This is a genomic window from Flavobacterium sp. Flavsp81 (genome assembly GCF_059491325.1).
Window position 1 is genome coordinate 1,437,703 of record NZ_CP168505.1, and the last position, 13,071, is coordinate 1,450,773.

17 protein-coding genes are annotated in these 13,071 nt (G+C 34.0%); 14 read left to right on the top strand and 3 right to left on the bottom strand.

Annotation, left to right across the window (positions count from 1 at the left end):
- The first annotated feature begins 3 nt into the window (after positions 1-3).
- The 7 genes from ACEN92_RS05760 (at position 4) to ACEN92_RS05790 (ending at position 6,408) form a co-directional block, all read left to right on the top strand.
- Positions 4-444: a response regulator gene (locus ACEN92_RS05760; protein ID WP_495641416.1), complete on the top strand. Its 441-nt coding sequence runs from the start codon at positions 4-6 to the stop codon at positions 442-444.
- Positions 445-479: 35 nt separating this feature from the next.
- The gene (locus tag ACEN92_RS05765) at positions 480-1,712 is read left to right on the top strand and encodes a sensor histidine kinase (RefSeq protein ID WP_495641417.1); all 1,233 of its coding nucleotides are present in this window, start codon (positions 480-482) and stop codon (positions 1,710-1,712) included.
- Positions 1,713-2,170: 458 nt separating this feature from the next.
- The gene (locus tag ACEN92_RS05770) at positions 2,171-4,117 is read left to right on the top strand and encodes a glycoside hydrolase family 97 protein (protein ID WP_495641418.1); all 1,947 of its coding nucleotides are present in this window, start codon (positions 2,171-2,173) and stop codon (positions 4,115-4,117) included.
- A gap of 398 nt (positions 4,118-4,515) precedes the next feature.
- Positions 4,516-4,980 carry an Hsp20/alpha crystallin family protein gene (locus tag ACEN92_RS05775; protein ID WP_495641419.1) on the top strand — a complete coding sequence of 155 codons (465 nt, stop codon included), beginning with the start codon at positions 4,516-4,518 and terminating at the stop codon, positions 4,978-4,980.
- Positions 4,981-5,024: 44 nt separating this feature from the next.
- Positions 5,025-5,471 carry a DUF2541 family protein gene (locus ACEN92_RS05780; protein WP_495641420.1) on the top strand — a complete coding sequence of 149 codons (447 nt, stop codon included), beginning with the start codon at positions 5,025-5,027 and terminating at the stop codon, positions 5,469-5,471.
- A gap of 21 nt (positions 5,472-5,492) precedes the next feature.
- Positions 5,493-5,951, top strand: a complete 459-nt coding sequence (locus tag ACEN92_RS05785) for a YbhB/YbcL family Raf kinase inhibitor-like protein (protein ID WP_495641421.1) — start codon at positions 5,493-5,495, stop codon at positions 5,949-5,951.
- 13 nt (positions 5,952-5,964) lie between these two features.
- A complete protein-coding gene (locus ACEN92_RS05790; protein ID WP_495641422.1) occupies positions 5,965-6,408 on the top strand; it encodes a DUF2188 domain-containing protein in 444 nt (147 codons plus the stop codon).
- Between the two features lie 78 nt (positions 6,409-6,486).
- Here the strand turns inward: ACEN92_RS05790 and ACEN92_RS05795 are convergent, their stop codons facing one another.
- Both ACEN92_RS05795 and ACEN92_RS05800 read right to left on the bottom strand, forming a co-directional pair.
- Positions 6,487-7,359: a class I SAM-dependent methyltransferase gene (locus tag ACEN92_RS05795; RefSeq protein ID WP_495641423.1), complete on the bottom strand. Its 873-nt coding sequence runs from the start codon at positions 7,357-7,359 to the stop codon at positions 6,487-6,489.
- A 5-nt stretch (positions 7,360-7,364) separates the two neighbouring features.
- Entirely contained in the window at positions 7,365-7,619 is a 255-nt protein-coding gene (locus tag ACEN92_RS05800) for a toll/interleukin-1 receptor domain-containing protein (protein ID WP_495641424.1), read from the bottom strand.
- A 337-nt stretch (positions 7,620-7,956) separates the two neighbouring features.
- Here ACEN92_RS05800 and ACEN92_RS05805 point away from each other — a divergent pair, with 337 nt between their 5' ends.
- From ACEN92_RS05805 to chrA, 5 genes are all read left to right on the top strand, one after another.
- Entirely contained in the window at positions 7,957-8,538 is a 582-nt protein-coding gene (locus tag ACEN92_RS05805; RefSeq protein ID WP_495641425.1) for a TetR/AcrR family transcriptional regulator, read from the top strand.
- A gap of 56 nt (positions 8,539-8,594) precedes the next feature.
- Positions 8,595-9,053, top strand: a complete 459-nt coding sequence (locus tag ACEN92_RS05810; protein WP_495641426.1) for an acyl-CoA thioesterase — start codon at positions 8,595-8,597, stop codon at positions 9,051-9,053.
- A 52-nt stretch (positions 9,054-9,105) separates the two neighbouring features.
- Positions 9,106-9,654, top strand: a complete 549-nt coding sequence (locus ACEN92_RS05815) for a nucleotidyltransferase family protein (RefSeq protein ID WP_495641427.1) — start codon at positions 9,106-9,108, stop codon at positions 9,652-9,654.
- 365 nt (positions 9,655-10,019) lie between these two features.
- A complete protein-coding gene (locus ACEN92_RS05820) occupies positions 10,020-10,451 on the top strand; it encodes a DoxX family protein (RefSeq protein WP_495641428.1) in 432 nt (143 codons plus the stop codon).
- Positions 10,441-11,571, top strand: a complete 1,131-nt coding sequence (gene chrA, locus ACEN92_RS05825) for a chromate efflux transporter (protein ID WP_495641429.1) — start codon at positions 10,441-10,443, stop codon at positions 11,569-11,571. The genes ACEN92_RS05820 and chrA overlap by 11 nt, the downstream gene beginning before the upstream one ends.
- Before the next feature lie 97 nt (positions 11,572-11,668).
- Here the strand turns inward: chrA and ACEN92_RS05830 are convergent, their stop codons facing one another.
- Positions 11,669-11,845: a hypothetical protein gene (locus ACEN92_RS05830; protein WP_495641430.1), complete on the bottom strand. Its 177-nt coding sequence runs from the start codon at positions 11,843-11,845 to the stop codon at positions 11,669-11,671.
- Positions 11,846-12,016: 171 nt separating this feature from the next.
- Between ACEN92_RS05830 and ACEN92_RS05835 the strand changes: the two genes are divergently transcribed.
- Together ACEN92_RS05835 and ACEN92_RS05840 are read left to right on the top strand one after the other, a co-directional pair.
- Complete coding sequence (locus ACEN92_RS05835; RefSeq protein WP_495641431.1) at positions 12,017-12,448, top strand: IS110 family transposase; 432 nt, start codon at positions 12,017-12,019, stop codon at positions 12,446-12,448.
- The gene (locus ACEN92_RS05840; RefSeq protein ID WP_495638449.1) at positions 12,442-13,017 is read left to right on the top strand and encodes a transposase; all 576 of its coding nucleotides are present in this window, start codon (positions 12,442-12,444) and stop codon (positions 13,015-13,017) included. Before ACEN92_RS05835 ends, ACEN92_RS05840 begins: the two co-directional genes overlap by 7 nt.
- Positions 13,018-13,071: the final 54 nt, after the last annotated feature.

Here is a 13,071-nt window from a genome sequence, read left to right on the forward strand (position 1 = left end):
AAAATGAACTACGACGATATTGAAATTTTATTTGCTGAAGACAGTATGGAAGATGCCCTTCTAACAATTCGTGCGCTTAATAAAAGCGGCTTTAAAAACAAACTCTTACATGTAAAAGATGGCGCCGAAGCACTTGATTTTATATACTGCCGGGGAATTTATTCTGAAAGGAACCCAAAAACATATCCCAAACTTTTTCTTTTGGATTTAAAAATGCCAAAAATGTCCGGTATGCAGGTTCTGGAAAAAGTTAAAAGTGATGATGACCTAAAATCAATTCCAGTCGTAATCCTCACTTCTTCGCAAGAAGATCCTGACATAGCCAAATGCTACAGTCTGGGGGCGAACAGCTATATTGTTAAGCCTGTTGACAGTAATAATTTTTTTAATGCTATAAAGGAAATGGGAATGTACTGGATGATACTCAGCCAGCCTTCCAATTAAGAAATTTTATAATTATAAAAATGATTCCATATCAAATGAATAAAGACATTAAAGTATTGGTATTGGAAGACAATACTGCAGATGCGGATTTAATCGTACGCCATTTGAAAAAATCAGGTATGTCTTTTATCTCAAAAATTGTTGAGTCAAGGAAAATATTTGAAGAATCTCTCGATTCTTTTTTACCGGATATTATATTATCAGACTATTCGCTGCCCGCATTTGATGCCGTTTCTGCATTTAAAATAATCAAAAACAGAAATCTCAATATACCTTTTATAATAATTTCAGGTACAATCGGCGAAGAAAACGCTGTAATGCTTGTAAAAGAAGGCGTAACAGATTATATCTCTAAAAATAATTTAGCCCCTTTAGGACAAAAGATAAGCCGCGCCCTTAAAGAAGCCGAGGAACTGATTGAAAAAGAGGATCTGATCAAAAAACTGAAAATACAGACTGCCGCACTTTTATTGGCAAATCAGGAACTGGAAATCCAAAATGCCGAAAAGGAAAAGAGAGCAGTTGAATTACTCAATGCAAATAAAGAACTGCTTGCTTTTAATTTCATTTCAAGCCATGATCTTCAGGAACCGCTTCGGAAAATCCAGACTTTCATTTCTATTATTATGGATAAAGAGTCGCAAACAATGACCGAAGGCGGCAAAAACCACCTGAATCGCATACATGCCGCAGCAACAAGAATGAGGCAGCTTATTAAAGATCTGCTGGATTTTTCAAGGGTCAGCACTGCAGATCATAATTACGAAATGAACGATCTGGAGGATATTATTGAAGAAGTGAAATCAGAGCTATCCGATACGATTAATCAAAAAGAAGCACTTTTTAAAATAAATGAGTTAGTACCTGTACGTATAATGCCATTCCAGTTTCGACAGCTTATCTACAACCTGATCAGCAACTCCTTAAAATTCTCTATTCCTGATGTACAACTCCATATTACCATACAATCTAATATCCTTAAAAGCAATGAATTCAGGCGGCTTAACCTGCCAAACAGCCTACAGAACTGTGATTATTGGAATCTGAGTTTTAAAGATAACGGAATTGGTTTTGAAGCCGAATATAACCAGCTCATTTTTATAATTTTTAGAAGGCTGCACCATATTGCAGAATATTCCGGAACAGGAATTGGTCTTGCCATCGTTAAAAAAATTGTAGAAAATCACAATGGGATTATAATTGCTGACGGAGAGCTGAATAACGGGGTTACATTTAATATATACATTCCGATAACGGAATCCTTATAAAACAAAAAGGGCTTGGTTCTGCAATTCTTCCATCGCCTGCATATGTAAACTTTCCTCTCCATTATTTTGCTGTGACATCTCTCGCATCATTCGGGCAAAAGCCTATTCCTGTTTGAGGTAAAATTGTAAATCATTCTTTTGTTAATAAACAATAGTTTTGGTGATACTTTTACCTGACTTTCGGTCTGTATTTGGTAATTAGCAGGCAACTTACCCTGATAACCAAATTTAAATTTATCTAACCGAATGGCAGGATTAATCAGCCATTTACCCAAACGAATCTCTGAATTTAAATATGTAAATATATTTGACTCACCAATATTCGCTGGTGATTTGTTAAAGTAGTCCTGATACACATTATCGGCAAATTCAATTAAAAATAAAGTGTTGTTTTTACACTTGATAATTGTACTTTTGTTTAGACCCTAATATATAATCTAAACAAAATAATATTGCTTATGAAAGTATTGACAATTAGTTATTTTTTCCTTTTATTTTCTAATATCCTTCATGCACAGACAGTTTCTGCCACAAGTCCCGATAAAAATATAAAACTGGACATAACAGTAATAAATGGTTCTGCCTATTATAATGTATTTTACCTAAATGATGAATTTCTTGGTAAATCACCTCTAGGGCTTATAAGCTCGGCAGGAGATTTTACTAAAGGACTCAAAATGATTAGTCATACTACGGGTAAAGTAAAAGAATCCTATAATTTGGATCGTTCTAAAATGAGTCATGTAAACTATCAGGCAAACGAAATAAAATGCCTATTTACAAATACTGCCAATGACACTATAAACTTTATTTTCAGGGTCACAAATACAGATGTAGCATTTACTTATCTTATTCCAAAAAGCAGAAAAAATTCTACCGACTGTACTGTTGATAAAGAAATAACAGGTTTCAAACTTCCTGCAGGGTCAACTGCCTTTATTACACCGCAGGCGCCACCTTTAAGCGGTTATGAAAAGACAAAACCATCTTACGAAGAAGAATATACCAGAGAACAGCCTGTAGGTACAAAATCACAATATGGACTGGGTTATACTTATCCTGCACTTTTTCATCTGGCTGATAAAGGATGGCTGCTAATTTCTGAGACTGGTGTCAGCGGTAATTATGTCGGAACAAGGTTAAGTGATGCTACTGCAGAAGGACTATATACAGTCACATTCCCTCAGGAAGGTGAAAACAATTATAAAGGAGCCGTTACAGCCACAGCTGCATTGCCTATGCAGACTTCATGGAAAACCATTACACTTGGAAAAAGTTTAAAGCCCATTGTTGAATCTACGGTTGCAACCGATGTTGTAAAACCTCTTGTAAGTTCATCAAAAATATTTGATTCCGGCCGAGCCAGCTGGAGTTGGATTGTATGGCAGGATGCCAGCTGTAATTATAATGATCAGGTAACCTATATTGATCTGGCAGCATCCCTCAAATGTGAATTCATATTGATTGATGCACTCTGGGACGTCAATATTGGAAAAGAAAAAATGGCTGAACTGGTAAATTATGCTAAATCAAAAAATGTAAGCGTATTGTTGTGGTACAATTCCAATGGCCAGTGGAATACAGCACCACAGACACCCAAAGACCGAATGGATACTCATGAAGTCCGCTTAAAAGAAATGCAGTGGCTGCAGCAAATTGGGGTAAAAGGATTAAAAATAGATTTTTTTGGCGGAGACAAACAAGCCACCATGCAGCTTTATCAGGATATACTAACAGATGCTGCAGCCTTTGGACTGAGTGTGAATTTTCACGGTACTACCCTTCCTCGCGGCTGGGAAAGAATGTATCCTAATTTTATGACCAGCGAAGCTGTACTGGCTTCTGAAAACCTGGTTTTTCAGCAATCTTTCAGCGATAAATATGCATCAACTGCAACCATTTATCCTTTTACCAGAAATGCCGTAGCAGCTATGGATTTTGGTCCTGTGTTTCTTAATAAACGTCTAAACCGTGATCCTGACAAAGGAACAATACGCAAAACTACAGATGCTTTTGAGATGGCAACGGCTGTTGTGTTTTTTTCAGCAGTACAGCATTGGGGATTAACACCTGAAAATTTAAAAGAAAAGCCGGCTTATTTATTTGATTTTCTTAAAAAAGTTCCAACCGTATGGGATGAAACCCTGCTGGTTGACGGTTATCCGGGTAAATATTGTGTCATAGCCCGCCGTAAAGGTGCAAAATGGTATATCGCAGCTATCAACGGAGAGAAAAACGAAAAAGAGATTACTGTAAATTTGCCTATGCTTAAAGGTAAAAAAACGAGTATCATACAGGATGGTGAAGGCATGGAATCTAAACTTGACAATAAGAAATTTGATAACAATACCAGCTTCAATCTAAAGCTTTCAGCAAATGGCGGGACCGTGATATTTATGCCTTAAATCATAAAAATCTGCCACATATATAATGTAAAAAACACTGTTTAAACAAGGTTTGACTTTTAATTAAAGTTGAACCTTGTTTTTTTTATAATAGTTTTTCAGTAAATATACTTATGCAATTTAAGCAACAATATTCAAAATACATGGATTAGATCCACGAGCTTTAAATCTGATTGTTAAAAATTAATTTAATAAAAATTTTCTGCAACTTTTGTTATAATTTCTTAGAATATTATAAAGATTTCGTGAAATTATGTAATACTTCTGGTTTCTGCTACTGTAATTTTAATGCTCTTTAAATAAAAAAATAAAGTCACCAAAAAAAAATAAAGTCACCAAACAATTCATTTGCCTTAAAGCAATATGAACCAAGCATTTAAAAATAAATATTAAAATTTATGACACAACTAACAAAAAGAAGAAACGGAAATGAATTGTTTCCTTTCTTAAGAAATGATTTCCCGGTTAACAGGTTTTTCACTTCAGATCTCTTTGATTTCGATGATGATTTTTTTAACGCCACTATGACCGTCCCTCCTGCTAATATAACTGAAACTAATGATGATTTCAGGGTCAATCTTTCAGTTCCCTGCATGAAAATAGATGATTTTAAAGTAGATATTAAAGATGGCATTCTCATTATCAGCAGTGAAAAGGAAGAAAAAAGCAAAGAGTACAAGCATAAAGAATTTTCATGCAGCAGCTTTTCCCGCTGCTTTACACTACCCGATGATGCCGATGAAAACAATATCAATGCAAAATATGATAATGAAATACTGCAGATAACCATTCCGAAAAAGAAAGTAACAGTTTCCAAATCCAAAGAAAAGATTACCGTTTCTGACATTAATAATTTAAATTAAATAAGTACCTGAAAAAAGTATTAAACTATTAAAAATCAAACATTATGAAAAATTTAAAAATAATATTATTTGTTTTATTCTTAGCAGCAAACTACACCACTGTATCTGCACAGCAGCCGGGAGTTGTACTTAGTGATAAAAGCGGATGGCATAAAATCGGTGAAACAAAAGTTAATTTCAAAACCGAAACTGACGAAATCATTGTCATTGGTGCCAATCGTTTCAGCGCAATTAAGATTAAAGTAACTGAGGCTCCGGTGAACTTAAAATCATTTGACATCCATTTTGATAAAGGTGACATCCAAAGCGTCACTATTGGAGAAAACATTAAAGCGCCGGGCGAAACCCGTGTCATACAATTGGATGGAAAAGGAGAAAGAATCATAAGAAAAGTAACGTTCAGATATAACACAGCTGCAGGCAATGCCGGCAACAGGGCACATTTGGAACTTTGGGGATTAAAAACAAATGCGGACAAAAAGAACAAATAATAAATTCATGAAAGCAATATTATGACAAAAGTCCTTAATAAACCGCTGGTAGTGACAAGTCCGGTTTTTGCAAATAACGAAATTATTCCGTCCAAATACACCTGTATTGGATCTGATATCAATCCGGCAATTACTATAACCGACATACCTGACGGTACAAAATCGCTGGCTCTTATCATTGATGATCCCAATGCGCCCAACGGTCCTTTCGATCATTGGGTTATGTGGAATATTCCGGTAACCGGCAAGATTAATGAAAACAGTGCACCCGGCGTTCAGGGTAAAAATGGAAAAGGCGAAAACAAATACATGGGACCTTGTCCGGCAAACGGCACACATCATTACAATTTCAAAATATATGCTCTCGATACAAAACTGGATTTGCCTGCAAGTTCAGACAAAAATATGCTTCTCAAGGCAATGGATAAACATATCCTTGCCTCGGGCGGGCTTATAGGCCTTTTTAATAAGACAATCTAAATTCAGTATTATTATGCCATGGACAAAAACCAATTACCCTTTTTCCATGAAAAATCTTCCTGCTGAAGTACGGAATAAAGCTGTAGAAATAGCGAATGCCCTTCTCGAAGAAAGACACATGGATGAAGGGATTGCAATAGCCACCGCCATCAGCAGAGCCAAGGACTGGGCCGCAGAACATGGCAAAAAAACAGATAATCCGGAAAAATCAAAAATCACAGATATCAAAAAGCATGGCCAGGATCGTATCGTGATTCCTTATAATAAAGAATGGGCAATCAAGGTAGAGGGCAGAAAAAAGGTTGAAAAAACATTTCATACCAAAAAGGAGGCGATAAGCCAGGCACGACAGGAAGCTAAAGAAGCTAACGGCTCCCTGACCATCCAGTTGAGAACAGGGCGGGTGGAAAAAAGGATTTCCTACAACCCAAATAATAAGGGACAAAAACAATCTTGATAAAGTGGTTTACGATATTAAATTTCCGCTAAGGAAAATAAAGCCAGCTATTGCACAAAACCGCTTTTAGCTTTGTGGTTATTGCTTTATTGCTATTGCTGCTCTATAAAACTCATATCCATTTTCAGCCCGATTTGGTAAATATTTAGCACGATATTCAGTTGCGCCCATATCTTCAAGAAGCAACATGCCAAATTGCTTTAAATAATCTGATAGTTCCTCTGGCTGAAAACCAAAAGTCCATTTTTCTTCAAGTTTGTCAAGGTTCTCCAAAAGCTTTTCCCCTCCTAAAAATGAACGTGGATTTTCAAGAATTTTTCTGTGAACATAAGTAAAAATAACATAACTGTTTGTTGTAAATTTTGCAATAAAACTAAAAGTACTTTTTATGGCGTCTTCTGTGAGATAATTTGTGACACCTTCCCAAATAACTGTAGTAGGTTTTGTAAAATCAAAATTATGTTGAGCCGCCAATTCTTCAAGACTTTGTTTATTAAAGTCAATTTGATAAAACTCAATGTTTTTTGAAAGGTTACCAATACGGCTTTTATAAGTTTCGGTTTTAAAATTGGATGTGTTTGGATGGTCAATTTCTATTACTGGTATTGACTCTAAAAAATCAAGACGTAATGCTCTTGTGTCAAAACCTGCTCCCAGAATTATTACCTGCGTTACCCCCTTGGCGACTGTTGATTTCAGTAAGTCATCAATATATTTTGTCCGGGCTATTCCTGAGGAAAATGCTCCCGGGATTTTCTTTTGAATTGTATTACTAATATATTTTCTAATAACTGGATACTTAGACATTCGGACTGCAAATCTCAATTTGGCTTCAAGAAAGTGTATAGCATAAGGATCAGAAAATAATTTATCGTTTGCCTCACGTTCTGTTTCCAATGCTCTAAATAAAGCCATATACTGAGCCGTTCGGCTTGTTTTGTGTGTTTTCATTTCTTTTAGGTGTTGTTTAATATTACCGATAATGTTCTGGTGTTATAGCGGGTTTCTTTATTAACCCAAGGTTTTTGAATTGATACGTCTGAAAGAAAAGTAACAAATCTTTCACTTGATTCAATTCCACTTGCAATTTTATCTATCAAACTGCTTCCGCCAACAATCTCAAATTTATCAAGCCACGATTCTAATTCTGGATGTTTCTTTTTTAATTTGTTGTATATATGCTCAACCAAATGGTCTATCTTCGGTTGCATGCGAAAGAAATATTTTTTTCATAATGTAAACGTTTTCGTGAAGAAAAATTGGTCAACTTATTTATATGTATGACAAATCATACAAATATACCCAAATCAAAGCAAGTATGTGTAAATTTTAATCATATATTAATTTTACCTATTACCCCACATTTAAGCATAGCAACATTCAATAAATAACCTAATATCAGGCAGCTAGCAGTAAATAGGTTCATTTATCTGCATCCCTCCTTTCTTTTTACTGGAATCTTAATGATTGTTTTTTTTTACATTTATTAAATACCGATCGGTATTTAATATTATATTTGTTCTGATTTTTTTATTCAAACAAAAATATATGAATACTTCAGAATTTATATTAGATAAAGTAGCGCCCATTTTTAACAAACAAGGATACGTTGGAACTAGCCTGACTGATATCACTAAGGCAACCGGTCTCACAAAGGGTGCTATTTATTGCAATTTTTCTAACAAAGAAGATTTAGCATTAAAGTCATTTCAGCTAAATATAAATCTGGCAATAACACCCTTATTCAAATTGGTTGCTGCTACAGAAGGCAGTATAAATAAGCTGTCTGCCATAACAGATTATCAACGAAGCTATTATGATTTAGTCAAAGACAGAGGTGGATGCCCGATGTTACGAGTGGGAGTTGATACAAAATTTATCAATCCGTTATTATTTAAAACAGCACAGAATTTGTCTCAAAAATTTACTGCCGGCCTGACCAATATTATCAGTGAAGGTATCAGTAATAATGAAATCCAGCAAAATACTGATCCGGCTAAATATGCAAAAATAATTTTATCACTAATTGAAGGAAGCTCCCTTCTGGCATTTACCCATAGTGATCAAACATACATAACCACCGCTATGGATTTTATAGATAATACAATAATTGACAGCATCAGGAAATAAAAAAAATTTAACCCGTCAGATACCGATTGGTATGTGATATAAATATATTTTGGAAAATGGAAAAAATATTAAAGACAAAAAGAAAAATCAGATTTCAGGATTGTGATCCTTTTAATCATTTAAACAACTCAAAGTATTTGGAATACTTCATTAACGCCCGCGAAGACCAAATTGCAGAGCACTATGACCTTGACGTATTTAAGTACATGCAGACAACTGGGCTTAGCTGGGTTGTTGCCTCTAATCAGATATGTTATTTGAAACCGGCTTCTACGATGAAAACAGTATTAATCGAGTCTCAACTGATTCAATATACGGATAATCTTCTGCTGGTTGAAATGAAAATGTGGAATGAAAAGCAGATGGAACAATATATATGTCCTGCCTTGGGAGTAATTGAAACAAGAACGAATAATCATAAGAACAATGTAATACTAACATGGTCTGACAAAAATTTGGATTTTGAATCCCAACCTTCACCAAATCCACAACTGTTCACTGTTGTTTTTATATGACAATGGAGAACTCAATAATTTTATAAAAATAAATAGTAAATCCTACTAAGCAATGGAATATCGAAATGAATTAATTGACATAATAACAAAGGATGAACTAATTATTGAAACTCTTAATATCGTTAAAAATTTAAAACTAAATGATTGTTGGGTTGGAGCTGGATTTATAAGAAATAAAGTTTGGGATGTTTTACATGAGAAAAAAACAATAAAACTTAATGATATAGACGTAGTCTTTTTTGATGAAACGAATGTTTCAGAAACGTTAGAAAAAGAAATAGAGCAAAAACTTACTGAAATAAATCAAAAGATTAAGTGGTCTGTTAAAAATCAGGCACGAATGCATTTTCGTAATAATCATCTGAAATATATTAACACTGAAAATGCAATTTCCTATTGGCCAGAAACTGCAACAGCTATTGCGGTGAGATTAAATTTAAATGATGAAATCGAAATTTTGGCACCATACGGTTTAAGTGATTTGTTTAATTTAATAGTTAAACCTACTCCCGACTTTGATTTAATCGTTTTTCAGAAAAGAGTAAATGAAAAAAAGTGGAAAAAACAATGGAAAAATTTAAAACTAAACAACAACAGTTAACTTCTTAAGTCAAGAGACATTAAACTTTTTTAAAAATACTATGCAAGAATCTAATCAAGAACTAAATTTCTTAATTCGAATTTCTTATTGTCAGTATTTGATTTGTTTATCAAAGAACCTCCAAAATCAATGCCTTTGGAGGTTTATTTTTTAATGATCCTTACTGATCTTTTAAGAACCATTTTTTGCAAGGTTTGAAGATAAATTGCAATTAAACAACTGTATGATGCATTCTAAATCATTTTATTTTTAGCAAATTAGCTGCATTAGCATGTAAAAAAGACTATTTATTATTCGATCTGTTTTGAATATTTTTAAGCAATTACGACCTTTACCTCTGAATGTTTCAAAAAATGAACTGACAAATGAAATATACAATATTCAACACAGACAATTCCAAAACTACGATCCTGATCAGACTGATGACAGGAACAGTATTTCTATCCGAAGGCATTCAAAAATTTCTATTTGCGGACAGTTTAGGCACTGGCCGATTTGCAAAAATCGGATTACCTGTTCCTGAGTTTTTAGGAAGTTTTGTCGGTAGTTTTGAAATTATTTGTGGTGCTTTGATTTTACTTGGTCTATTGACAAGGCTTGCGAGCATTCCGTTAATCATCATTATACTTATTGCCATTGCCACAACAAAGACAGAAATTTTAGCCGAAAAAGGTTTTTGGGCAATGCTTCACGAAAGCAGAACCGATTGGGCAATGCTTTTAAGCAATATCTTTCTTTTAATAAAAGGCGGCGGCTTGTGGTCACTTGATAATAGAATGATGAAGAATGAAAGATAACGCTGACTTAAAAGAAATAGCGAAGCTTTTTCTAAAACTTGGAGTAATTGGTTTTGGCGGTCCTGCTGCTCATATTGCCATGATGCGGGAAGAGATTGTTATAAGAAAAAAATGGCTGAGCGAACAGCATTTTCTTGACTTAGTTGGTGCTACAAATTTGATCCCAGGTCCAAACAGTACTGAAATGGCAATCCATATCGGACACGAAAAAGCGGGTTGGAAAGGTTTAATTACAGCCGGACTTTGTTTTATACTGCCGGCGGTTTTTATTACAGGAATTTTTGCCTGGCTCTACAGATTATACGGACAGCTCCCGGAAGTACAGCCTTTTGTTTATGGTATAAAACCTGCTATTATCGCCATTATTCTTGGTGCAATTTTTCCATTGGCAAAAAAATCAATAAAATCAATTGAATTGGCAGTCATTGGAATTTTAGTTTTAATAGCTTCCCTGCTGAATTTCAGTGAAATTTATCTAATGTTCGGAGCAGGTTTTCTTGCCTTGTTTCTGGCTTCAGTGAGAAGCAAAAAAATGACAAATACAAACAGTATTTTTCCATTTACATTTTTGCAGGTATCAAATGCAACTATTCTCTCCGTAACGAATTCAAATCTATTTTGGATATTTCTGAAAGTTGGTGCCATACTTTATGGCAGTGGTTATGTTTTATTTGCTTTCCTAGACACGGAATTAGTTTCTACAGGGCTTTTAAATAAACAGCAATTGATTGATGCAATTGCAATTGGTCAGCTTACCCCCGGTCCCGTTTTTTCTTCTGTAACATTTATTGGATATCAAATCAACGGACTAGCTGGTGCAGTGGTTTCGACAATCGCTATATTTTTGCCTTCCTTTATATTTGTTGCATTGCTAAATCCAATTGTAAGGAAAATGCGGAACTCAAAAACATTTTCTGCATTTCTTGATGCTGTTAATGTGGCTTCGGTAGCAATTATTATAGCTGTTTGTTTTGACATGGGTAAAGTGACTATAACAGATTGGAGAACAATATTCATTGCGGTTTTAAGTATTGCAATCACATTTGGATACAAAAAAATAAATAGTGCTTTTATTGTTTTGGGCGGTTCATTTATAGGGTACTTATTGACATTGGCATAAATTTAAAAAAAGCTAAAGAGATATTTAATACAAATCTTTTGGTAAAATAAAAAGGAGCCATAATTTGGCTCCTTTATTATATTGATTATGATTTTTATTAAAAATAGATCAAAAAGTATAAATTTGAGTAAAATATCTTTATACTTCCAAAATCATTATCATCCTGAACCCATTCGGCTTCGCTCAGGATAAACTTAGTCGAAGGCTTTTTAAATGAAAGGGCTTCGACTCCGCCTTTACTTTGGATTTGATAAAAAGCTTTAAATTTATTCAAAGGAAAGCAGAGGTGAACTTTCGACTCCGCTAGTTAAGAACTATGCTGTGCATTAGTCCTCTGCCTTCCCCTTGAATCCCGTTGAATTGCTTCAAATAGAATGATAGACATAGCGGTCTAATAAAGGCTCTAAAGAAGTTCAACATTTTTGTTTATCTTAAATTCAAAGTTATGAAAAAGTATTCATTTTATGTCGGCATTGATGTATCAAAAGCTAAATTAGATATTAATATTCTTGATGCTTCAACTCTTAGGTCAGAGCATTTTAGCATAGAAAATAATATCAAAAACATTTCTGTTTTTATCAAAAATATGAGCAGGCAGGTTAATAAAGAATATATTCTTTTTTGTTGTGAAAACACAGGTATTTATACCAATCATATATCAAGTGCTTCAGTAAAACTCAATCTGGATTTATGGATTGTTCCTGCGATTGAAATAAAAAAATCAAAAGGAATTTCAAGAGGAAAAAATGATAAAATTGATGCCAGGGATATTTCTTATTACAGTTACAGAAACATAGATAAATTAAAACTATTTACTTTAACAGGCATAGAGATTCTAAAACTAAAAATTCTTTATACCGAAAGAGAAAAATGCTAAAAGCCTTATTGCTTATACAAGCTACAAAAGAAAATAAAGATTTTACAGATAAAATAATTTTCAGGGAAGTATCTCAAATTAACCAGGCTCTGGCTAAATCTATTAAAAATTCGATCAATAAAATTGAGTCGAGAATTAAAGAAATAATTAAATCAAACGATCAATTAACCAAACAAATCCAACTTATCAGATCAATTCCCGGGCTCGGAGAACAAACCAGCGTGTATTTGATTATTGCAACAAAAGGATTTACAGCGTTTAAAAACTGGAGGCAATTTGCCTGTTACTCTGGTGTTGCCCCTTTTGAACATAGCTCTGGTTCCAGTGTAAAAGGAAGGACCAGAGTGAATCATATGGCTGATAAAAAAATGAAGTCACTATTGCAAATGTGCGCTATGACAACATTAAAATATGATCCACAATTAAAGGAATATTACAATAAGAAAAAAGTGGAAGGCAAAAACTCAATGTTGGTTTTAAATAATATCAGATGCAAACTTATAAGCAGGGTCTTTGCTGTTATAGCAAGGGAAACTCCATATATAAATACCTATAAATTTGCATCGTAATTTTTTAGTACTTTTTGTTGTTTTTTATCATAGAATGCTCAGCCTGACAACTAT

Excerpts from the sequence above, each read along its gene's own strand:
- ACEN92_RS05760 (WP_495641416.1), top strand. The coding sequence starts at position 4 with ATGAACTACGACGATATTGAAATTTTATTTGCTGAAGACAGTATGGAA.
- ACEN92_RS05765 (WP_495641417.1), top strand. The coding sequence starts at position 480 with ATGAATAAAGACATTAAAGTATTGGTATTGGAAGACAATACTGCAGAT.
- ACEN92_RS05770 (WP_495641418.1), top strand. The coding sequence starts at position 2,171 with ATGAAAGTATTGACAATTAGTTATTTTTTCCTTTTATTTTCTAATATC.
- ACEN92_RS05775 (WP_495641419.1), top strand. The coding sequence starts at position 4,516 with ATGACACAACTAACAAAAAGAAGAAACGGAAATGAATTGTTTCCTTTC.
- ACEN92_RS05780 (WP_495641420.1), top strand. The coding sequence starts at position 5,025 with ATGAAAAATTTAAAAATAATATTATTTGTTTTATTCTTAGCAGCAAAC.
- ACEN92_RS05785 (WP_495641421.1), top strand. The coding sequence starts at position 5,493 with ATGACAAAAGTCCTTAATAAACCGCTGGTAGTGACAAGTCCGGTTTTT.
- ACEN92_RS05790 (WP_495641422.1), top strand. The coding sequence starts at position 5,965 with ATGCCATGGACAAAAACCAATTACCCTTTTTCCATGAAAAATCTTCCT.
- ACEN92_RS05795 (WP_495641423.1), bottom strand. The coding sequence starts at position 7,359 with ATGAAAACACACAAAACAAGCCGAACGGCTCAGTATATGGCTTTATTT.
- ACEN92_RS05800 (WP_495641424.1), bottom strand. The coding sequence starts at position 7,619 with ATGCAACCGAAGATAGACCATTTGGTTGAGCATATATACAACAAATTA.
- ACEN92_RS05805 (WP_495641425.1), top strand. The coding sequence starts at position 7,957 with ATGAATACTTCAGAATTTATATTAGATAAAGTAGCGCCCATTTTTAAC.
- ACEN92_RS05810 (WP_495641426.1), top strand. The coding sequence starts at position 8,595 with ATGGAAAAAATATTAAAGACAAAAAGAAAAATCAGATTTCAGGATTGT.
- ACEN92_RS05815 (WP_495641427.1), top strand. The coding sequence starts at position 9,106 with ATGGAATATCGAAATGAATTAATTGACATAATAACAAAGGATGAACTA.
- ACEN92_RS05820 (WP_495641428.1), top strand. The coding sequence starts at position 10,020 with ATGAAATATACAATATTCAACACAGACAATTCCAAAACTACGATCCTG.
- chrA (WP_495641429.1), top strand. The coding sequence starts at position 10,441 with ATGAAAGATAACGCTGACTTAAAAGAAATAGCGAAGCTTTTTCTAAAA.
- ACEN92_RS05835 (WP_495641431.1), top strand. The coding sequence starts at position 12,017 with ATGAAAAAGTATTCATTTTATGTCGGCATTGATGTATCAAAAGCTAAA.
- ACEN92_RS05840 (WP_495638449.1), top strand. The coding sequence starts at position 12,442 with ATGCTAAAAGCCTTATTGCTTATACAAGCTACAAAAGAAAATAAAGAT.